Here is a 21312-nt window from a genome sequence, read left to right on the forward strand (position 1 = left end):
GACTGTCGCATTTACTAATTTAAACTGCATCTCATGACGCAACCAAATAGAAATGAAAGTCTGCTTTTTGCGCCTGTGCGAAGTCATTTTATGGTTTCGAGGTCGCCACTTCAGTCTTTTTGCGATGTAACTTGACGCTAATCACATCGCTATCTGCCTTAGATTGCACAACGAAATGAAGCAAATGACAGCCTCATTTGACGCAAATCGCATGGCTTTTCAGCGTAATTTCACCTCATCATTTGCCTTAAATTCCATAATGATTTGATTGTCAGAACATTGCAAGATGCCCAAAAACAGCGCTTATCTGGAGCGAGGATAACTCTCATTTTGAATTTGCAAATCCTGCGAGGGCATTTGTAAAGTTACTTGAAAAGATTTAACCTATTTTCCGCTTACACGGATAATTGCCCGACAGACAAGTGCTTTGACCATGCAAATCAGGGCAAAAGGAGAAATCGAGACGGGCAGGAAAAAATGTGTATCCACTCAAGCAACGACTTCAAAGCGATGCATGGCACGCCCCTTTCATTCGTTGATGAGCAGATACACGGTCTGCATTTCGCTCCCATCAGCAGGGTTATCCGTTCTTCAGAAAGCCTCGTCTGCCCGCTAAAGAACTGAAAAGACGCCCCAAGAGCAGCGATCAGTGGTTAATTCAGCATGCAGATTTATAGCGGATATTCGTCAAATGCGTAGAGAACTGTAGAGAGATAGCGCTCTCCGGTATCGGGGAAAAGCGTCACAATTCGCTTGCCCTTATTCTCCGGTCTGCGTGCAATCTCGGTGGCTGCAAAGGCAGCTGCGCCCGAAGAAATGCCCACTAAGAGACCTTCCTGCTGTGCCAATTGACGGCCTGTAAGGATAGCTTGGTCGTTCTCTACCTTGAAAACCTCGTCAATATAGATGCTGTCATAGGTCTCAGGCACAAAGCCTGCGCCGATACCTTGTATCTTGTGAGGGCCGCTCTTGCCACCGCTCAGCACTGGAGAATCGGCAGGTTCGACAGCAACTACATGTATGTCGGGGTTCTGTTCCTTAAGATATTTGCCTATGCCTGCTACCGTTCCACCTGTTCCAACGCCTGCAACGAAGATATCTACTCTACTGTCGGTATCCTGCCAAATCTCAGGGCCTGTGGTCTGATAATGCATGTGTGGGTTGGCTTGATTAGTGAACTGACCGAGGATGATGCTGCCCTCAATGCTGTCACGCAACTGTTCTGCTGCCTTGATAGCCCCTTTCATGCCCTCTTTTCCATCGGTAAGTTTCACCTGTGCACCATAGGCTTTCACGAGACTTCGACGCTCAATGCTCATCGTTTCGGGCATCGTGAGGATGAGTCGGTAGCCTTTCACAGCTGCCACCAAAGCCAACCCGACACCCGTGTTGCCACTTGTCGGCTCGATAATCGTGGCACCCGGTTTCAGTTTTCCGGCCTTTTCAGCCTCTTCAATCATAGCCCATGCGATGCGATCTTTCACACTTCCGCCCGGATTGAAATACTCAATCTTGGCTATGACGGGTGTTTCTACACCGCGAAACTTGGAATATTTGCTAAGCTCCACTAAGGGAGTGTGACCGATAAGATCGGTAATTTGTCTGTAAATCTTTGTCATATGCTTTGTTTTTATTCATTATCTTGCTGCAAAGGTAAGGCTTAATCATGAATTGGGGTATCACATATTCGGGGCATATTGCATACCACAAATATGGTATTTGCTATGATTTCACGGCGACATCTCGCTTCGACTTACTCTTGATGACGAACCAAACACCTGTGAAAACCAATAGAACTGCGAGCCCCTGAAGCCATGTAAAGACACCTATTCCGGTAGCAATGCTGACTGAAACTGCCACGATGGGTTGCACATAATTATAGATGCTGACCACTGTCGGGCGCAGATAATGCTGGCCAACCATCGTGAGAATATAACTTAAATAGGTGCCGAAAAAGACGACAAAGCCTGCTTCCCACCAACTCTTCAAAGGCACTTCGCACCACTGAATGGCAGCAACATGAGTGAAAGAAAACGGCCAGATGAGAAGTGTTGCCCATAGAAACATCCATTTGTTGACCGTGAAAACCGAGTAACGCTTAATGAGTTTGTTGAATAAAGAAAGGTAAAGCGCAAACGAAAGTTGGGCACCTATGCACATCAGGTCACCGCGGATGTCACCCACTTTGTCGCTGACTGCGGCCGCACTTGTCAGTACTAAAATCACAGCTCCACAGAAACCAACGAACACTCCGAGGGCTTTCTGAAATGTGATAGGCTCTTTCAATATCAGGAAAGCAAGCACCATGGCGAAGATGGGCATGGAGGTGGTGACGATACTTGAATTGACTGGCGAGGTAATACTCAATCCTATGGTATATAAACATTGGTTACAAGCCAAACCAAACACGGCAGCTCCGGCGAAAAGCAGCTTGTCGTGAAGAGGCACTTTCTCCTTTTTCGTGAACAAAGCTGTCAGCCAAAAGAGTATGGCTCCGCCCATTACACGCATTGAAACCATGCTGATACCATCGAAACCGTGGGTCATTGCGTCCTTCCCCAATGGCGCCATGAGTCCCCAAAAGACTTCGGCCATCAGCATACTCAAATGGGATTGGAGTGGAATATTATGTTTGAAATTCATTTTGTAAATACAGTTCTTGCGTGCAAAAGTATAAAAAAATGCGCTCACTACGCCTTTCATACCGTTTTATTTACTATATTTGCGGTATAGATAGCATACGATATGAAATACGCAGACTATATCGAACAGATTGAAATCGAGTCGCTTTGGAGTGGCACGAAACATATCTTGTGGAATCTCGACCGCAAAGTGAACATCTTGAGCGGTATCAACGGCGTCGGCAAAAGCACAATATTGTCGAAGGTTATCCGTGGACTTTCACAGGGAGGAGAGTTCCCAAGCCACTTGTTGAAAGGTGTGCATTTGAAGGTTCAACCGTCAGATGCCAAGTGGATTCGCTATGATGTAATCCGCTCCTTCGACCGACCTATGGTCAGCAGTGACTCACTTTCACAGATAGAAAACCTGAACACAGAACTTGATTGGCAACTCTTTCTGCTGCAACGCAAGTATCTTGACTATCAGGTTAATGTCGGCAACCGTATCATTGAAGTGCTTCAGAGCGGCGCAGAAGACGCTGCTCAGCAGGCACAAAGCATCTCGGATGCCAAGAAAATGTTTCAAGATATCATCGATGATCTGTTTAAAGAGACCGGCAAACAAATCATCCGAAGTGAAAACGAAATACGTTTCTCACAGCTTGGAGAGGTGTTGAGACCTTATCAACTGTCGAGTGGTGAGAAACAAATGCTGGCTATTCTGCTGACAGTTTTAGTGGAAGACCGCAAGCCTTACGTGCTTTTCATGGACGAACCCGAGGTAAGTCTGCATTTCGAATGGCAGAAACGACTCATCGAACTCATTCTGAAACTCAACCCAAATGTGCAGCTTATCGTGGCAACACATAGTCCGGCAGTCATTATGAACGGCTGGATGGACCATGTAACAGAGGTGACCGACATCACCTTATAAATGAAATCAGCAGACAATGGGACGCAGACTGAGAGACAATATCACTTCGCATTACTTTGAAGCAGCCAATCGTTTGGCTTCAAAACGTGCGCGCCGAAAGGTCATTGCCTATGTGGAGAGTTACGATGATGTCTTCTTTTGGCGTACAATTCTAAGTCGTTTTGAAACGCAAGACCGCTATTTTGAGGTCATGCTTCCTACGAGAATGTCACATTTAGAGCGTGGAAAAAAGGCGGCTATCAATAGTCTTCTCAATGGCGTTGGACAGGACATGATCGCTTGTGTGGATGCCGATTACGACTATTTAATGCAGGGTGCGTCGCCCAATTCACGCATGTTGCTTGAAAATCCCTATGTCTTTCACACCTTTGCCTATTCAATTGAGAACCTGCAATGCTATGCTTCAACACTTCATGACGTTGCAGTGGCAGTGACATTGAACGATCACCAAATCTTCGATTTCAATGATTTCATGCGGCAATATTCCGAGGCTATCTATCCCCTTTACGTGTGGAATATCTGGTATTATCGGTCAACACACTACGGCGAATTCACCATAACAGACTTCAATCACATTATTGATGTGGGCGACATCAATATCGATTACCCCGAGATTGCACTCGAACGACTTCGCAAGAAGGTTGGAAGGGCGGTTGAAAAACTGCGCCAACGCAACCCCGATGCACGCGAAAGCTATCAACAAGTGAAAGAAGACATGAAGCGATTAGGCGTCAATGCCCACAACACCTATTTATACATACAAGGTCATCACCTTTTCGATCACGTAACATTGCCGTTGCTTGAGCGTGTATGTAATCGGCTTATGCGTGAGCGCGAGCGTGAAATCAGCAGGCTATCTCTGCATAATGTGCAGTATCAGACCGAGATATCGTCTTACAGGAACAGTGTTGGTGATGCTCAAAAGATGCTTAAAAAGAACATGGGATACCTGCTTTCACCACAGTATGAGCAAATACTTGATGCACTGAAAGCCGCATGGGAGTCAAAAGAAGCGGTTTCGTCAGCGTCTCAACAGGAACAAAATAAAACATTGAACAATGAAAATCATCAAAACAGGGAAGCCACTTTCAGAGCGCGAAAGTGAGTCTTTGAATATCTATCTCAATGAAATTGGAAAGGAAACCATTCTTTCTGATGACGAAGAAAAGCAGTTGTCAAAGCAAATTATGGCTGGCGGAGCAGCTGCAGAGCGAGCCATCGGCAAACTCACTTCAGCCAATCTGCGCTTCGTAGTGTCTATAGCCAAGCAATATGTTGACCGAGGTGTGGCCATTCTTGACCTCATCAGCGAAGGCAACATCGGCCTGATGAAGGCAGCAAGAAGCTTTGACGGCAGCCGCGGACTGCGCTTTGTAGGCTATGCCGAGCCTTTTGTTCGCAAGGCAGTTGAGGCAGCTGTCAACGAACAGAGTGGCATTTTCCGTCTCCCCAAGCATGAACACAGCGCAGAAGAAAAAGCTAACAGCCGTGCTTTTTCTGTTGATGCACCGCTCCAAAACGGTAAGAATGTCAACCTACTCAGCATACTTTCCGACCCTACAGCAGCGCGACCAGACCAAGAAGCCCTTGAAACTTCGGTCAAAGAAGAACTTCGTGAGGCCATGAACATACTTGACAACCGCGAAAGAAACGTAGTAGAAGCCTTCTATGGCATAGGACAACCCCACCTCACTTTTGCTGAAATCGGTGAAAAGATGGGGCTGAAACGTGAGCGAGTACGCCAGATTCGCAACAAGGCGGTGCGCAAATTAAATCGCAACACCACTTCCGACATGCTCAAAGCCTACCTTGAATAGGCCATACCTACTGCCTTCAGATCTTTTCGTATGACGTCGCATCTTGACACATAATCGGCAACTTGCGATGGATTTTTGCGGATATAGCCCAGCAATTCGTCGTAAGCTTGCTCACAAGCCACATCATTTTTGACGGCTTTATAGTGTTCTTCTTCATCATAAAGCCACCAAAGTCCATTGCTTGTTATACTGTTCTGCACAAAAGCTCGGGCGTAAAGAGCCTCTTGACGCAAGCTCTTCTCCTGTTTGGCTACGTCAAGATAGAGCATCGCTTGCTGGGCAAAGTTCTTCTCCCAGAAGCGAGTACTGTCGCCAAAGAGCTTGTCGTAATGCGTAAGATACCAGCAATCGCCGTAGCATGAAGCCTGATAATAGCGCACAGCAAGCTGCATAGCCAATTCAGGACGCGTGGCATTATTAGCCAGTTTGTAGCGTTGTTCAAGGCTGTTCATTTCTTCACAGAATGCAATCTTCTGGTTATGCTTCAATGGAATGTCCTCAAGTGAAGGAACACCATAGTCATCTAATTCGTCATTAACGCGCTGACGAACCAACCAACGCGGCTTTTTATAGTCGCGACGTACCATATATACAGACATTCCAAGACTGTTTACATAGGCCAACGGCACTTTTTTCAGTACGGGTAATGCCTCCGCAAATCGACCTTCGGCAATGAGTTTGGTAGCCAAGAGATCGTTGAAATAATCGGCATCACGAAAGGTGTTCTTCGTCAATATATACTGTTCCAAGGCATCATCATACTGCTTTTTATGGATGAAAGCCATGTAATCACGCAGTTGATCGGCTGTCATAGAGTCTAAATCACAGAAGTATTCCTCGTAACTTGAATATCTTGCATGCCCCGGATCATATTTGAATTCGCCTTCATCCTCAGGAGAATCCGCTCTTTCAAGCATACCCCTACCTGCCACAGCCATATTAATATTGTGGCGCTTTGCATAATATTCTATGATGTTCTGTGACATGATGCGGTCTAAAACACGTCCGTAATAATTCAGTTCAAATGCTTTTTGGTCGCGTTTTCCGTCCAAGAAGCGCAGCTCCTTCACTATAAAACCGGCATCAAAAGAATGCCCTTCGCGCATCAAAGCTGTCACGGCAAGCAGATGAATGGCGCGGGCATTGTCGCGTTCAAGCAGTGTTCCGCTCATCGTCATAGCCAAATGGCTCTTCTCTTCGGCCTTCTTCGTGTCGCCAAGCGTATAGCTTATCATCGCCGAAGCAGCCTTCCAGAGTGCCGGTTCACGGCTCTTTCCGTCGCGAACTACACGTTCTGCAAATGCCATGAAAGCCTTAGCTTCTGACTTAAACCCGTCATCTTCTGTATCCGTATAGTCCTCCATCCACTCGCAATCCACGTTTTCCTGCACATTATTTACAAAGTTCTGAACAAGCCAACGCAAGGCAGGCGAATTGGCATTTCCATTGTAGAAAGCTTGTATTCCGTCTAAATGTTGGAAGTTACGGGCAGCCCATTGAATGCTGGCAACATCTCCCTGACTCACATAAATGGCCAAAGCCTCCTCCCGTTTTCCACTGTTCAGCAGTGCATAGGCATAGATGTTGCGGCACATTTCTTTATATATACCGACAGGAAGTCGGCTTGCCCGCGTTGTCCAAGCCAGCAGAATGCCTTTCACATTGTTGTCAAGCAGGTAGCTACGCATCAGCAACAACGTGTATTGTTGCGTCAGACGACTTCCCTTATAGGCCAAGGCTGCAGCACGCATACGCATGATCTGCGCCTTATGAAGAGCGAGTTCTTCCTTCGACGGATAGTCCCACGACTCCTTTCTGCGCTCACAAATGTGCTGATATTTGGCGATATGGCGTACATAAGTCAGCATTTCTGCATCCTTTTTCAGCTTTGCAGCCTCAATGAGCAGCTTGCAGTCATCATCGAAAAAGCCCTCTTTCAAACCCGTATAAGACTTCCAATAGGCGGTCAATGGCGTGATGAAGTCGGGTGAAGCAAGTGGAGAATTGCTTTCACCAACAACATTCATCATGTAATAATTATGTACCCTTGGAAACGGGCCACAGGCATTTGAGCCCAAAGGAAGCATCATCAGAAGACTAATGAGCACGATAGATTTCTTCATAATCTTGGGATTTATAATTTGCAATATGGGATGGACTGAGATCAAAGATAATGGTTTCAGCCTTCAATTCCGGGCGTATATTCTCTATGGTTTGCTTCACATGAAGCACTTCCTCCACGCTGACTTTACGCACAATGATACTGTCGCCCGGCAGCACCGGCAAGTCATTGTCGGCATGAAGCACACCTTTATAACGGCCATGACGAAACAGAAGACGGTAGGAAAAGAGTGGATAGGCAGGCGAAAGTGGCAGGGAATAGTTCTTGAGATACTTCAAATAAGGCATCACATCCTTGATATCGAGGATAGGATGAGTGCAATGTATGTCGGTGAAATCACCTGTATTGTACATCATCAGCACGCCTTTGTCAACGGGAGGAACATGTTGTGAAAGCTGATGCAGACGGATTGTGGTCGACAAAGCAATGTGTTTCTCTGCAGCAAGATGGTGGAGTTGTGTCAGGAAAGCATAGTAATTACGGCGCGTGGAGAGGGTCCAATCACAGTCAATCTGCAGTTCCTTTATGTTGCGAATATTATTAGTTTCACTTATTTGGAATACTCTTCGTAACACTTTTTGAGCCAAATCAGCCGTATTATCCATAGTTTTCATGACATCATTGACAATGAAAACAACAGGCACTACCTCTATTTTATCCGGCATTTCAGCTGCGAATTGTAGCGTTGCATTAGGAACTACAGTGTGTTCGCCATTCATAATAACGTCAAAGTAACGTAAGTAGAGCTTGTCTAATGTTTTGACTTGCTGCATAACGCGTGGCTCATTGCGCCACTCCGTGCTCCAATAATAGGCACTTTTAAGCATATGTTGCGGTTTCTTTTGCTGCTGACAGCTTACCGACAACAAAAGAAATGACAGACAAAACAACTTGCTCTTCAGCTTCATAAGCAATAGATTTACGAATACAAAAATAAAGATTTTTCATGAAAATCCATGCCGTTAAGATGTTAAATCATTCAACTTGTTTTGCAATACGCAACAAATGGGGTCGCAATATGCGTCAGATTACACCGCAAAGTGACTCAAATCACACGCTAAAGTGACGCAGATTATGCGGTCATTTGATGCAAGTTAAAATGTCATTCATAAGTTGTTGGAAATCAGAACCGTAGAAACAAGGAAAACAAATGAAATCAATAAAGTTGAACGCACTGGCATATTGAAATGGAACGACAGCCTAAACACTTTGCAAGACGATAGTATGTAAATAATTTTATGAATAAGATTGCTGCTTGGAATGACAGGTTTTCAGAGGCAAAGAGAAGCTTCTCATTCGGCATTTTGCAATATCTTTATGACTGTAACTTACAAATTCATTCCATCTTCAGACAGATTTTTTCTCCCAAAATAAAAGGCCACAGCATCCTTGCCGTGGCCTTTCACCTTATTATATATATGCCGAAGCATAACTATCAGTCCTACTTTCTGAACTTCTCTGCCTGTTCTTGAATGAGCGCTGCATCGTTAAAATAGTCTATCCGCATTGCCTTACGCACCTCATCCATGGTCTGTGCAGCTGTTTCCCGTGCCACTTCACTACCTTTTTTGAGGAGATTGAAGATTTCGGGGATATCCTGTTCAAACGTATGACGACGCTCACGGATAGGCTCCAACATGCGATTGATGACATTATTCAGAAGTTTCTTACACTTCATGTCGCCAATTCCGCCATGCGTATAGGCAGCTTTCAGCTCGTCAAGGTTCTTGAATTCCGGCCAGAAATCAGCAAAGTCCTGATCTGTAGAGAAAGCATCGAGATAAGTAAACACGGCATTTCCCTCTACATGTCCAGGGTCATTGAGGTTGATATGCGTAGGATCGGTGTACATACTCTTTACCTTTGTCCACACAGTATCGGCGTCATCACTCAGATAGATGCAGTTACCCAGACTCTTACTCATCTTCTCTTTACCGTCAGTTCCCGGCAAACGACGTGCCGTTGCGTTCTCCGGCAGCATGATATTCGGTTCTACCAATACCTCACTATACACTTGATTGAAGCGGCGGACAAGTTCGCGTGTGAGTTCAATCATAGGCTCCTGGTCTTCGCCTGCAGGGATAGTGGTAGCCTTGAAAGCTGCAATATCGGCGGCTTGTGACACAGGATAGCAGAAGAAACCCATGGGGATATTGGCTTCGAAGTTACGCATTTTGATCTCAGTCTTTACCGTTGGGTTGCGTTGTACACGGGAAACGGAGACAAGATTCATCAAGTAAGTCGTCAACTCGGCCAGTTCCGGTATCTGACTCTGTATATAAAGCGTGCAAAGTTGAGGGTCGAGACCGGCTGAAAGATAGTCAAGAGCCACTTCAATCATGTTCTGTCGTATCTTTTCCGGATTGTCGGCATTGTCTGTCAAGGCCTGAACATCGGCCATAAAGACAAACATTCTGTCGTAATCTCCCTCATTTTGCAACTGCACACGACGTCGAAGACTGCCCACATAGTGCCCTAAATGGAGCTTACCTGTTGGGCGGTCGCCTGTTAATATGATTTTTCCCATGATTAGAATTCTGCTGATTTAGGGGTTCTTGGGAAAGGAATGACATCGCGGATATTCTGCATTCCCGTTACAAAAAGAATGAGACGCTCAAATCCCAAGCCGAAACCGGCGTGCGGACATGAGCCATATTTGCGCGTATCAAGATACCAACTATAGCAGTCTTTCTCCATTCCTCGCGCCTTAATCTCATTGACAAGCTTGTCGTAACTCTCCTCTCTTACCGAGCCACCGATAATCTCTCCGATGCGAGGAAATAGCACATCAGTGCCTTGCATGGTCTTTCCATCGGGGTTTTTCTTCATATAGAACGCCTTGATTTCACTCGGATAATCGGTCATGATGACTGGACGCTTGAAATATTCCTCTACAAGGAAGCGCTCATGTTCGCTGCTGAGATCCATTCCCCAGCCTGTAATTGGGAACTCAAACTTATGTCCTTGCTTCACAGCTTCTTCGAGAATATGGATACCTTCAGTGTAAGTGAGGCGTACAAAGCTTTCTTTTACGACGGATTCCAAGGTTTGAAGCAATGTCTTGTCAATCATCTTATTGAGGAACTCAAGGTCATCCTTGCAGTTATCAAGTGCCCATTGCACGCAATACTTAATGAAATCCTCCTCCAAATCCATGAGTTCATCCTTGTCCAAGAATGCAACTTCAGGCTCAATCATCCAGAATTCGGCCAGATGTCGGGGCGTATTACTGTTCTCCGCGCGGAAAGTTGGCCCGAAAGTATAGATAGCTCCGAGTGCAGTTGCACCCAATTCACCTTCCAACTGGCCTGAAACCGTGAGGCTTGTCTTCTTGCCGAAGAAGTCTCTTTCGTATGGAACTTCACCGTCTTTTCCCGTGCGAGCCAAATCAAGTGTGGTCACCTGGAACATCTCTCCGGCACCTTCTGCATCGCTTGCCGTAATGAGTGGCGTGTGAAAATAATAGAAACCATGGTCGTGGAAGTACTTATGTACGGCGATTGCCATATTGTGACGAATGCGGAAAACAGCACCAAACGTGTTGGTTCTGAGGCGTAGATGCGCATATTTTCGCATGTACTCAAAGCTTTGTCCCTTTTTCTGCATGGGATAATCTGACGGACAAAGGCCGTAGATTTCAATTTCCCTGCTCTGGATTTCGACCGTCTGCCCGGCACCTTGACTCTTTACAAGCTGACCGACAACACTGATACAAGCACCTGTCGTGATGTTTTTCAGCGTCTCAGCATCCATAGAAGCCGGATCAACTACAATCTGAATATTGTTTATTGTAGAGCCATCATTGAGCGCAATGAAATCAACTGCCTTACTGCTTCGGTGGGAACGAACCCATCCTTTCACGTTAATATCCTTGCCATATTCGGTGCATTGCAATGCATCGATTACCTTTGTTCTTTTCATTTTCAATGTTCCTATTATTCAAACATACCGCTTCGAAGCATCTCCACCTCTTGTTCTGTGAGGAAACGCCAGTCACCTCGGCGGAGGTTCTTCTTCGTTAAGCCGGCAAACTGCACGCGGTCAAGTCTTACAACGCGATAGCCGAGACTTTCAAATATGCGGCGAACAATGCGGTTCTTTCCACTGTGTATCTCAATACCTACCTGCTTCTTGTCGCGGTCATCAGCGTATTCAATGGCATCAGCATGTATCTCTCCGTCTTCCAATTCAATGCCACTGGCAATCTTCTGCAAGTCTTCTTCTGCGACATTCTTATCGAGATGAACATGATAAACCTTTTTCTTGAGGAACTTCGGATGGGTCAGTTTGCTGGCCAAATCACCGTCATTGGTCAACAGAAGCACACCCGTTGTGTTGCGATCCAAGCGTCCGACCGGATAAATACGCTCCGGACAAACATCCTTAACAAGGTCCATAACGGTCTTACGTTGCTGCGGATCATCACTTGTCGTGACGTAATCTTTCGGCTTGTTCAGCAACACATAGACTTTCTTTTCCAATGAGACGAGCTGATCATGGAACTTCACTTCATCCGAACGCAGTACCTTTGTACCAAGCTCTGTGACTACAGTTCCATTGACAGAAACCACACCTGCCGAGATAAACTCATCTGCTTCGCGACGCGAACAAACACCCGCGTTGGCCAAATATTTATTCAAACGTATCGGCTCATTGGGGTCGATATGCGTTTCTTTGTATTCAATTCGCTTCTTAAGACTATACTTTGCGTTTGGATCATAGCCTCCGCGATAGTTGTTATAGCCCCGATTGTTGTTGTAACCGCCTTGCTGTGGACGTCCATAACCACCGCGATTGTTGCCATAACCGCCACGGTTGTTGTAACCACCCTGCTGACCATAGCCTCCACGATTATTGTTGTAACCGCCCCGATAGTTGTTATAACCACCCTGTGGATGGCCATATCCGCCCTGCTGACGAGGCTGATAACCACCTTGCTGACCGTCACCATTGTTGTTATAACGGGGGCGATAACCACCTTGTTGCGGGCGATTGTAACCGCTTTGCATACGTGGTTGATAGCCACCTTGCTGCTCTTCGCCATCATTATTATAACGAGGACGATAGCCACCCTGCTGCGGACGGCCATAATTTCCATAGCGGTTGTTGTTATATCCGCCTTGAGGACGACCATAACCTCCTTGATGTGGCTGATAAGTTCGCTGTGGACGTTCACCGTTTATCAGGCCACTTCCAAAGCCTTCAGGACGGAAACTGCTTTCATTTTCGCTGCTGTTTGAATGGTCTGTACTATAGGCACGCTGACTATGAATACGTGGACGTTGAGGGCGTCCTGTGCCATGATAACTGTTGGAATAGTCTCCTACCGGACGTGAGTAGCCCTCACGGGTGGTCTCATTCTGTTCTGTTGACAGACTCTGAGTCTTGTTTTCTAATTCTGAATCCATGTTTTTTAATTTATTTTTCGGCCTCGCGGCCAGGTTAGTGATTACTTTATTAATTTATAATTCAAAGTTCATTATTCAAGATAGCGACATGACTTTCATTTCATTATACGTTCTTCTCTTCAATGGAACAGCCTCTATTCTCCCACAAACAAACTTCACCTATATTTCGAAAGAGCACAAAAAACAGGCTCTATACACCTACGTAATTTTGCGGAGTGATTGCCATCAGCTCTTTTTTCACGCTGTCACTGACGTTCAAACCTTTGATAAACTCGTGAATAGTCTCTTCAGTCATCTTCTTGTTTGTGCGAGTCAACGCTTTCAAAGCCTCGTAAGGATGAGGATAAGCCTCGCGCCGAAGAATGGTCTGAATAGCCTCGGCAACTACTGCCCAGGTATCTTCGAGGTCGGCTTCAAGCTTTTCTTCGTTCAAGATGAGCTTGCGAAGACCTTTCAATGTGCTCTGAATAGCGATGATGCTATGGCCGAGTGGCACACCGATATTACGCAGAACCGTGCTGTCGGTGAGGTCACGCTGCAGTCTGCTCACGGGCAACTTCTGAGCCAAGAACTGCAGAATGGCATTGGCAATACCGAGGTTTCCCTCACTGTTCTCGTAATCAATAGGGTTCACTTTGTGCGGCATGGCACTCGAACCTACTTCACCTGCCTTGATCTTCTGCTTGAAGTATTCCATTGAAATATACATCCAGAAATCACGATCAAGGTCAATAATGACTGTATTGATACGGCGGATGGCATCAAAAATGCCACCAAGATGGTCGTAATTGCTAATCTGTGTGGTCCATTGTTCACGTTCCAAACCGAGCTTTTCACTGACGAAACGGTTGCCAAACTCACGCCAGTCATACTCTGGATAAGCGACATGATGTGCGTTGTAATTCCCTGTTGCACCGCCAAACTTGGCTGTTATCTTGCAGGCCTTCAACGCATCCAACTGCTCCGTCAGACGGTAAACATACACCATTATCTCCTTACCGAGACGCGTAGGTGACGCTGGTTGGCCATGAGTTTTAGCCAACATAGGCACGTTTTTCCATTCTTCGGCATACAGTTGCAGCTGACTGATAAGCTCTTCTACCTGTGGAACAAACACATTCTGCAGCGCTTCTTTCATCGAAAGCGGCACACTCGTGTTGTTGATATCCTGAGAAGTAAGCCCGAAATGAATGAATTCCTTGAAAGCATCGAGTCCACCAATCTTGTCAAATTCCTCTTTAATGAAATATTCTACAGCCTTCACATCATGATTTGTAGTCTTTTCTATCTCCTTAACGCGGGCAGCTGAAGTCTCATCAAAATGGCGATAGATGTCGCGCAAGCGTTCAAACAGCGCATGATCAAAGTCTTTCAACTGCGGCAAAGGCAACTCGCAAAGCGTGATGAAGTATTCAATTTCAACACGAACACGATAACCTATCAGCGCATACTCAGAGAAATAATCGGCAAGAGTCTCTGTTTTACCTCGATAACGGCCATCAATTGGCGAGATGGCTGTCAGTGTATCAAGCTTCATATCAATATCGTTATATCAGTCTAACAATGCTACAAAATTAGTGATTTCAATTGAAAACTCAAGGTTTTTTAATGATAAATAAGATTAAAAATGAAGGATTACGTCAAAGATTTTAAGGATAGATAAGATTAACAATCAAATATTACAAGGGGCAAAAGCGGTGCTCTTTCAACAAAAAGAAATACAAAATCGGGCCTTTTTCCTGTTTCAAACCGCTTCATTCCACACCTTTCTTTTCTTCATTTTGTTAATTTTATTTGTCAATTTTCAACCCATCAGAAGACCACCAAATAGAGAAAAAAAGACGAAGAAAATGGAGTTTTCGTGCTTCAAAAATCAATTTGCGAAACAAGATGACGCAGGAAGCCACGCAAGATGAGTCACTTTACGGTCTCAAATGCCTCAAATCATCACGCAAAAAGCTTCATATTACGAGGCGATTCGATAGAGATTACAACTCTTTTTCACGATTTCCCGCTTCATATTTCGCCTTATTTTCTACAACCGTTTGACCGTCAACAAGTTACTTAAAAGGCGAAAAACGAGCGTATTTCGAACGAAATCTTTTTGCTTTTCAAATACGCAAATCTACAGAAAGCTTTTGTTAAATAAAATCACATCTGTTTTCTCATCGAGACAATAGCTTGGAAAAGTCTCCTCTTCATAGGCAGCACATCGTGGTCGTAGATTGTTTTCGGCACAAACAATGTTTGAAATTCAATGATATGCAAAACAGTGTTGCATTTCAACGACATGCAATCTATGAAGAGGAAAGAATTGCTTTGCAGTTCAGACAGTCTTTCTTTGAACATCAAAGATTGCCGTTCATGAACGTGCAAAGCCGGAGAATACATTAAAAGAAGACAGGCGTTATTTCACAACCTGCTTTTTTCCGTCATGAATGTAGATGCCGCTTTGCATAGGTTGTTGACAGAGTTTCTGTCCTTGAAGCGTATACCAACCCTTCTGTTTCAGGCGCCCATTTGATGCATCAGCGTTCAGATTGGAGATTGAAGTGGATACGGAGGGAGCAACAGATTGCAGTCCTTCGAGTGTGTAATAACCTCCGTTGACGAATGGCATGTCCTTAGTCTGAATGGTTTCACTATCTTTCTTATAACTGAAAATAATGCCTTCGCTATCTGCAGTGCCCGATTTTTTGTCGCCTTCACGCATCGTCCATTTGTAAACAGCGCGTCCCTTATCCGTCAAACAAACTATTTTACAGTCGGTTCCAGGCCAGTTTCCCTTGGTATAATTGCCTGAACGGTCCCAATTCCAGCATGAAATCTTACTTGGATTTCCCCAACTTGACGGTGCTTCGAAGAATGCACAACGCTCATTTTTGTTGAATGTCAATCCTGAAGGCAACGTGAAAGAATGGGGAGCATCGGTAATGTTATTGATTTCAGTAAGGTCAAGTCCGTTGCTAAGATATATCTCGAAGCCCTCGCCTTTGAATGCAAACCGATAACCTGTTGTAGGATATGACACCTTCTTTCCAAGGAGAAGAAGCAGTTTTCCCTTGCTACCCTCCACATTAAGTACGAAACCTTCGTCCTTAGCCTGACTCACAAGGATTTTGCTCTGGTTGTCAATTCCGGCGGCACGACGTGCAAGTATCAACTGTTTTATTGCCCTCTTATACTTCTGCCAATGGGGGAAGAACACGCAAGGTGTGCCTGGCATGGAGAGAATAAAGGCGTTGGCAGCCTCCACATAGCCGTAAACGGGAGCGTTTCCATCGTTATAATCGTAGCGACCTGTATCGTGATTGTCGACAAAAGACACTGAATAGCGGGAGTAGTAAGCATCATTGCTCAGACAATCTGAAGCTAATCGCCGCCACTTTCCATTGTTGAAAGCATCATTGATCTGGTATTTCAGCGGGAAATCAAAGGCTGCACTCTGGATGTTTCCATTTGTCTTGGTCTTGTTAATCCAGTCAACCACTTTGCTTTTATTGCCATCCCAGTATTCACCTACAGAGAAACGAGGCTTCACTTCACTGTTGTAAAGGCCTGTGTAATAGGCATTATAGCCCTTAACCATGTCATAACGGAAGCCCACATAGCCGAGTTCGTTGAGCAGGAAGTCAAGATAAGTTTTCACATTTGCCTGCGTTGTGGCGTTCGTATGGTCGAGATCGCGAAATCCATTGAAGTCTTCTCCGGTGTCAGCTGCACCTGTAATCTTGCCCACTAAGCCTGAAGCAGGGTCTCTGTTGGCCTCATCCGTCATGCATATCTGGCTGTAATGCGTGTTGTCCCACTCTACTTTGTAGGTTCTCCCCGTGGTAGTACCGACGACACTCTCCTGTGCAAAATTGGCCCAAGAGCCCAAACCGTTCTTATGGTTGATGACAACATCCTCGATAAATCCCGTTCCTTTATCCTTGAAAGTCTTGAACATATGTCGCAATTCGGCTTCTGTTCCCCAGCAACTGTTATGATCAAGCCAGAAACATGGATCGTATCCCATCGTCTTTCTCTGGTTATAATGGAAGTCAGATGTCTTTCCTGAGTTTGGAATCCATATCAGACTGAAGAATTTTGAGAGTTCATCGGCCTCGTTGGTGAGTTTGCTCCAGGTGGAAACATCATAGCTGTCCCAATAGAATCCCTGCAACATGACGCCGTCATAATGTGCCGGCCAGCCTTGCGCAAAAGTGCAAAGAGAAACTAAGGTCAATAAGATTAAGGTATAAAATCGTTTCATAAGTTAATAGTTTTGGTTTTCATTGCGAATATACGAATTATTTTATACAACCAGTTACACTTTTCCTTACATTATGACTAAACGCTGTGTAATCGTTTGCACGAATGAAGTTCAAGGATGATTTCTTTGAAATTTGAACTTTGAAGATTGAAGTTTATGATATGTTTAATTAAAGGAGGGGAGGAAAGCAGCTTGAGATTATAACTTCAAAGTCTTCATTTCAAGGGCCAAAGCTAATCATAACAGTCAATCTTCAAAGCTTAAATTTCAAAGAATTTCATAACTATTGGGTATTGCAAATAAACATTTTTTTATTTAACTTTGCACAAATTATTTATCGACAAGCATTATGAAGAATCAGAAGATCTATGAAGCTGATGATAAGATGATTAGCATCATCCGCGATAATTGCGATATTTTACAGAGCTTGGGAAGCTTTGGTATCAGTTTAGGCTTTGGCGATCAGACCGTCAGTGAAGTCTGTGAGAGTGAGAAAGTGGATACGAATACATTCCTTGCCATTGTGAATCTCACCATCAATGGCTATTATCGAAAAGACGATGCGGATAATCTTTCGGTGGAAACCCTATTGAAATATCTGAAAGCTTCACATACTTATTATATCGAATTCCAATCACCTTTCATGCGAAGAGAATTGGTTGAGGCCCTCGATGAACGCGACAGCTTAGCTCAGTTCATTCTAAAACTCTATGATGAGAACGCGCATGAAATCATGAAACACATGCGCTACGAAGAGAAAACGGTGTTCCCTTACGTGGAACAACTGTTGAATGGCGTCGTCATGAGCAACTATGATATCAATACTTTCTCACAACATCACCGACAAGTTGAGCAGCGTTTACAGGAATTAAAAAGCATTATCATCAAGTATCTGCCTTCAGATACCCTGCATAACAACCTGCTTACAGCAACACTCTACGACATCTACAACAGCGAGTCGTGGCTAAATCAGCATTCAATGGTCGAAGATCAGATCTTCATTCCGGCCATCAAGCGATTGGAAAAGAGCTTGAGTCAACAGGGAGTTACATTGAATATATCTAAGATGATCAATCCTTCAACCACGGGAGATGACCAGTTAAGCGAGCGCGAAAAGGACATTATCATCGGCGTTGTGCAGGGAATGAGCAACAAAGAAATTGCCGAACACCTATATATATCAGTCAACACGGTGATTACCCACCGTCGAAACATCGCCCGAAAGCTACAGATCCACTCTCCCGCAGGACTTACCATTTATGCCATTGTGAACCATTTGGTTGACATTTCTGCTGTAAAACTGTAAACAAGAAGCATGGATTGAACTTGAAAGATCAGTAATCACACGGTTCAATCTTCAATCATCAATCTTCAAAGATTATTGTTTTCGACACTTCGGACATAGCCCTTTCACCACACAGTTGATGCTACGGAGTTCGTAATCCGCAGGCAAAGAGATGTCCGGAACAGGGATATCATGCAGGCAAAAGGTCTTATGACACTGCTCACAAAAGAAGTGTAAATGCTCGTCTTCATCCTCTTTATCGTCATGACTGAGGCAAAGTTCATACTTTACACTGCCATTTCCATCTTCAATCACATGCACAAGATGATGCGCTTTGAAGAGCATCAGCGTGCGGAAGATATTCGATTTGTCGATGGAAAGAATGCTGTATTCAAGTTCTTTCACAGACATCGGGCAGTCTGCAGCCGCCAAAGCTTCGGCAATGACAATGCGGTTGGCCGTCGGTTTGACGTCATGTGCGGTCAAAAGGCAGATACATTGTTCCTTTCCCATAGTCTTGTTTCCTTATTTTTTATACGCCTTATCAGCTTGAAGACGCAGAAGTCGTGGTCAATACCGGTATCTGTTGTCTCACTTTCTCTAAGTCGGCTTCCTCTCCAACGAGCCAGATGATGTCGCCTTTCTCAAACTTTCGCTGCGGATCTACAAGCGTTAAGTTCTCTTGTCCCTCTTCAACTCCGACCACCATACAGCCATATCGGTCGCGAATTCCACTCTCGGCAAGTGTCTTCCCAATGAAAGGTGTGCCGTCAGAAAGTATGAATTTGCGCAGTTTCATTTCTCTTTTCTCTATCTCCGGGTCTTCAGGAATGAGTTCATTTGCTATTGCTTGACTGAAGTTCTTCAGCTGTTCGTCACTTCCTATGACTGAAATTCGATCGCCAGGGAATATAATCTGTCTGCCATTAGGAATGTTGATGCGCAGCGATCCGCGCAGAATGCTGCTCACATGAACGCCAAACCGATTGCGAAACTGCAAGTCTTTCAACGTCCGCCCAATCCATGTTGAATCCTCGGGGATATCAAAATCCCCGATATGTATATCCCTGTCAAGCAGCCTTCCCTCAAATAATGGGCGACGTTCTCCGTTCACCTGCTCTGCAATCTCACGCGAGCGAAGGTTCTTGATGAACAGTCTCTCGAGTTTGATACTACGATGTTTCAGCCTTCTTGACAGCACCATAGCCACTAAAGCAACCCCCGCAATGGTAATCATCAAGGCTTCTTTGAAGCGCGTAAGATAGTTGACGATGTAGAAAATGAACATGGCTGCAATGGCAACTCGTACAATCATCGTGAAAATCAGCGGCAAACGGTTGAGCAAACTCTCTGTCCACAACTGGCGAAACTCATCACTATGCACGTTCTTCATCACCATAGAACGCAGAAAGGGCGATATCATGAGCACCGTAAGTAAACCACAAACCGCATTACCCGGCCAGTGACCAAGCATGTTTCTGCATAGAGGAAGCACGAAAGTAAGCATCAATGTCACCACAGCCGTAGACAGAATGCCATATATGGCCGTATTAATGAGCATCTTTCTTAACAGCACTTTCCATGCGTTTTCTTCTTCAGTAGAGTTCTGATGCGCATTACCCACGTGGTTCATACGGCGTACCCACTTCTTGGGGAGACGCTTTTCAATATGGTTGTAGCATGGTTCGGCGAAACGAATCATATAAGGTGTGAGGAAAGTTGTTATCACTGAAACAGCTACAACGACAGGATAAAGGAACTTACCTATAACACCAAGCGACAGTCCGAGCGATGCAATGATGAATGCAAACTCACCAATCTGGGCCATAGAGAAGCCACATCGCATGGCATTCTTCAATGACTGACCGCTCAACATGAAGCCCGCTGTACCGAATATACCCTGTCCAAGCAAAATGGTCAGCACGAGAACAAGGATTGGAATGGCATAGTCGACGAGCACTTTCGGCTCAACCAACATCCCCACTGATACGAAGAAGATGGCTCCGAAAAGGTTTTTCACAGGCTCGACAAGCTTGACAATCTTGTCGGCTTCTACCGTTTCGGCAATGATACTGCCCATAACAAAAGCACCAAATGCACTGCTGAAGCCCACCTTTGTAGACAGAACAGCCATTAAGCAGCACAGTCCCAGCGCCACAATAACCATGGTTTCGCTGTTCATCAGCTTGCGGGTCTTGCGGAAGAAAAGCGGAATAAGAAAGATACCCACCACAAACCACAGCACAAGAAAGAAGCCTATCTTCAGTATTGAGCCAAGCATTTCGCCGCCATCCGGATTGTTTCCACTCGCAATGGCACTCAACATGACCATCATGACAATAGCCAGCACATCCTCAAGTATCAACACACTCATCACCAAGGAGGCAAATCTTTGCTGCCGAAGTCCAAGGTCATCAAAGGCTTTATAAATGATTGTGGTCGATGACATGGCTAACATTCCACCCAGAAAGATGCAATCCATCCTGTTCCAACCAAAGCTATGACCGACCAAGATGCCGAGTGTCATCATTGAAAAGATTATGGTCAGTGCCGCAATTACAGGCGCCATGCCCATCTTGAGGATTTTCTTAAAGGAGAAATCTAAGCCGAGGGAGAACAGCAGAAACATCACCCCGATGTCTGCCCACGTGTGGATATCCCCCTTGTCTACTACCGACATGATATAGGGCATGTGTGGAGAAACCAAGAAACCTGCCACGATATAGCCTAAAACGAGCGGCTGCTTGAGTTTTTTGAACACAAGAGTCACGATGCCTGCCACAACAAGTATCAGCGCAAGGTCTTCTATTAAATTGGGTATCTCAGCCATAAAAGAAACATAAAGCCCACTCTGTTACTTACGGAATGGG

The 21312-nt window shown here is 45.0% G+C and carries 16 protein-coding genes; 4 read left to right on the forward strand and 12 right to left on the reverse strand.

Going from position 1 to position 21312, the window contains the following annotated elements:
* Nucleotides 1-671: 671 nt before the first annotated feature.
* Both cysK and HMPREF2983_RS02465 read right to left on the reverse strand, forming a co-directional pair.
* The gene (gene cysK / locus HMPREF2983_RS02460) at nucleotides 672-1619 is read right to left on the reverse strand and encodes a cysteine synthase A (protein ID WP_070666393.1); all 948 of its coding nucleotides are present in this window, start codon (nucleotides 1617-1619) and stop codon (nucleotides 672-674) included.
* A 103-nt stretch (nucleotides 1620-1722) separates the two neighbouring features.
* Nucleotides 1723-2643, reverse strand: a complete 921-nt coding sequence (locus tag HMPREF2983_RS02465; RefSeq protein WP_070666397.1) for a DMT family transporter — start codon at nucleotides 2641-2643, stop codon at nucleotides 1723-1725.
* 102 nt (nucleotides 2644-2745) lie between these two features.
* Between HMPREF2983_RS02465 and HMPREF2983_RS02470 the strand changes: the two genes are divergently transcribed.
* From HMPREF2983_RS02470 to HMPREF2983_RS02480, 3 genes are read left to right on the forward strand one after another with little or no spacing between them, the layout of a single operon-like run.
* A complete protein-coding gene (locus HMPREF2983_RS02470) occupies nucleotides 2746-3555 on the forward strand; it encodes an AAA family ATPase (RefSeq protein WP_004374328.1) in 810 nt (269 codons plus the stop codon).
* Nucleotides 3556-3571: 16 nt separating this feature from the next.
* Nucleotides 3572-4660 carry a DUF4435 domain-containing protein gene (locus HMPREF2983_RS02475; protein WP_070666401.1) on the forward strand — a complete coding sequence of 363 codons (1089 nt, stop codon included), beginning with the start codon at nucleotides 3572-3574 and terminating at the stop codon, nucleotides 4658-4660.
* A complete protein-coding gene (locus HMPREF2983_RS02480; RefSeq protein WP_018919457.1) occupies nucleotides 4614-5372 on the forward strand; it encodes a sigma-70 family RNA polymerase sigma factor in 759 nt (252 codons plus the stop codon). The genes HMPREF2983_RS02475 and HMPREF2983_RS02480 overlap by 47 nt, the downstream gene beginning before the upstream one ends.
* Here HMPREF2983_RS02480 and HMPREF2983_RS02485 read toward each other — a convergent pair.
* The 8 genes from HMPREF2983_RS02485 to HMPREF2983_RS02525 form a co-directional block, all read right to left on the reverse strand.
* On the reverse strand, nucleotides 5360-7495 hold the full coding sequence (locus HMPREF2983_RS02485; RefSeq protein ID WP_070666404.1) for a hypothetical protein: 2136 nt from the start codon (nucleotides 7493-7495) through the stop codon (nucleotides 5360-5362). The two genes, HMPREF2983_RS02480 and HMPREF2983_RS02485, sit on opposite strands and share 13 nt — an antisense overlap.
* Entirely contained in the window at nucleotides 7470-8321 is an 852-nt protein-coding gene (locus HMPREF2983_RS02490; RefSeq protein ID WP_246829321.1) for a hypothetical protein, read from the reverse strand. The genes HMPREF2983_RS02485 and HMPREF2983_RS02490 overlap by 26 nt, the downstream gene beginning before the upstream one ends.
* Complete coding sequence (locus tag HMPREF2983_RS14400; RefSeq protein ID WP_256374450.1) at nucleotides 8314-8442, reverse strand: hypothetical protein; 129 nt, start codon at nucleotides 8440-8442, stop codon at nucleotides 8314-8316. Before HMPREF2983_RS14400 ends, HMPREF2983_RS02490 begins: the two co-directional genes overlap by 8 nt.
* Nucleotides 8443-8935: 493 nt before the next feature.
* Complete coding sequence (trpS, locus tag HMPREF2983_RS02500) at nucleotides 8936-10021, reverse strand: tryptophan--tRNA ligase (RefSeq protein ID WP_070666411.1); 1086 nt, start codon at nucleotides 10019-10021, stop codon at nucleotides 8936-8938.
* Between the two features lie 2 nt (nucleotides 10022-10023).
* A complete protein-coding gene (asnS, locus tag HMPREF2983_RS02505) occupies nucleotides 10024-11415 on the reverse strand; it encodes an asparagine--tRNA ligase (RefSeq protein WP_018919461.1) in 1392 nt (463 codons plus the stop codon).
* 14 nt (nucleotides 11416-11429) lie between these two features.
* A complete protein-coding gene (locus HMPREF2983_RS02510) occupies nucleotides 11430-12902 on the reverse strand; it encodes a pseudouridine synthase (RefSeq protein WP_070666414.1) in 1473 nt (490 codons plus the stop codon).
* Nucleotides 12903-13092: 190 nt separating this feature from the next.
* The gene (gene purB / locus HMPREF2983_RS02515; RefSeq protein WP_070666417.1) at nucleotides 13093-14439 is read right to left on the reverse strand and encodes an adenylosuccinate lyase; all 1347 of its coding nucleotides are present in this window, start codon (nucleotides 14437-14439) and stop codon (nucleotides 13093-13095) included.
* An 870-nt stretch (nucleotides 14440-15309) separates the two neighbouring features.
* Nucleotides 15310-17157, reverse strand: a complete 1848-nt coding sequence (locus HMPREF2983_RS02525) for an alpha-amylase family protein (protein WP_070666423.1) — start codon at nucleotides 17155-17157, stop codon at nucleotides 15310-15312.
* A gap of 349 nt (nucleotides 17158-17506) precedes the next feature.
* Between HMPREF2983_RS02525 and HMPREF2983_RS02530 the strand changes: the two genes are divergently transcribed.
* Complete coding sequence (locus HMPREF2983_RS02530; protein ID WP_004374301.1) at nucleotides 17507-18463, forward strand: LuxR C-terminal-related transcriptional regulator; 957 nt, start codon at nucleotides 17507-17509, stop codon at nucleotides 18461-18463.
* A 72-nt stretch (nucleotides 18464-18535) separates the two neighbouring features.
* On the opposite strand, the gene HMPREF2983_RS02535 is transcribed toward HMPREF2983_RS02530, so the two are convergent.
* Nucleotides 18536-18955, reverse strand: a complete 420-nt coding sequence (locus HMPREF2983_RS02535; RefSeq protein ID WP_070666426.1) for a Fur family transcriptional regulator — start codon at nucleotides 18953-18955, stop codon at nucleotides 18536-18538.
* Between the two features lie 31 nt (nucleotides 18956-18986).
* Nucleotides 18987-21272, reverse strand: coding sequence for a monovalent cation:proton antiporter family protein (locus HMPREF2983_RS02540; protein WP_070666429.1), 2286 nt, complete (start codon nucleotides 21270-21272; stop codon nucleotides 18987-18989).
* Nucleotides 21273-21312 lie beyond the last annotated feature (40 nt).

The organism is Prevotella sp. HMSC077E09 (assembly GCF_001814685.1).
Lineage (GTDB): Bacteria > Bacteroidota > Bacteroidia > Bacteroidales > Bacteroidaceae > Prevotella > Prevotella oris.

What these genes read in the sequence shown, in the direction of transcription:
- cysK (WP_070666393.1), bottom strand. Translation starts at nt 1,619, where the DNA reads ATGACAAAGATTTACAGACAAATTACCGATCTTATCGGTCACACTCCC.
- HMPREF2983_RS02465 (WP_070666397.1), bottom strand. Translation starts at nt 2,643, where the DNA reads ATGAATTTCAAACATAATATTCCACTCCAATCCCATTTGAGTATGCTG.
- HMPREF2983_RS02470 (WP_004374328.1), top strand. Translation starts at nt 2,746, where the DNA reads ATGAAATACGCAGACTATATCGAACAGATTGAAATCGAGTCGCTTTGG.
- HMPREF2983_RS02475 (WP_070666401.1), top strand. Translation starts at nt 3,572, where the DNA reads ATGGGACGCAGACTGAGAGACAATATCACTTCGCATTACTTTGAAGCA.
- HMPREF2983_RS02480 (WP_018919457.1), top strand. Translation starts at nt 4,614, where the DNA reads ATGAAAATCATCAAAACAGGGAAGCCACTTTCAGAGCGCGAAAGTGAG.
- HMPREF2983_RS02485 (WP_070666404.1), bottom strand. Translation starts at nt 7,495, where the DNA reads ATGAAGAAATCTATCGTGCTCATTAGTCTTCTGATGATGCTTCCTTTG.
- HMPREF2983_RS02490 (WP_246829321.1), bottom strand. Translation starts at nt 8,321, where the DNA reads ATGCTTAAAAGTGCCTATTATTGGAGCACGGAGTGGCGCAATGAGCCA.
- HMPREF2983_RS14400 (WP_256374450.1), bottom strand. Translation starts at nt 8,442, where the DNA reads ATGAAAAATCTTTATTTTTGTATTCGTAAATCTATTGCTTATGAAGCT.
- trpS (WP_070666411.1), bottom strand. Translation starts at nt 10,021, where the DNA reads ATGGGAAAAATCATATTAACAGGCGACCGCCCAACAGGTAAGCTCCAT.
- asnS (WP_018919461.1), bottom strand. Translation starts at nt 11,415, where the DNA reads ATGAAAAGAACAAAGGTAATCGATGCATTGCAATGCACCGAATATGGC.
- HMPREF2983_RS02510 (WP_070666414.1), bottom strand. Translation starts at nt 12,902, where the DNA reads ATGGATTCAGAATTAGAAAACAAGACTCAGAGTCTGTCAACAGAACAG.
- purB (WP_070666417.1), bottom strand. Translation starts at nt 14,439, where the DNA reads ATGAAGCTTGATACACTGACAGCCATCTCGCCAATTGATGGCCGTTAT.
- HMPREF2983_RS02525 (WP_070666423.1), bottom strand. Translation starts at nt 17,157, where the DNA reads ATGAAACGATTTTATACCTTAATCTTATTGACCTTAGTTTCTCTTTGC.
- HMPREF2983_RS02530 (WP_004374301.1), top strand. Translation starts at nt 17,507, where the DNA reads ATGAAGAATCAGAAGATCTATGAAGCTGATGATAAGATGATTAGCATC.
- HMPREF2983_RS02535 (WP_070666426.1), bottom strand. Translation starts at nt 18,955, where the DNA reads ATGGGAAAGGAACAATGTATCTGCCTTTTGACCGCACATGACGTCAAA.
- HMPREF2983_RS02540 (WP_070666429.1), bottom strand. Translation starts at nt 21,272, where the DNA reads ATGGCTGAGATACCCAATTTAATAGAAGACCTTGCGCTGATACTTGTT.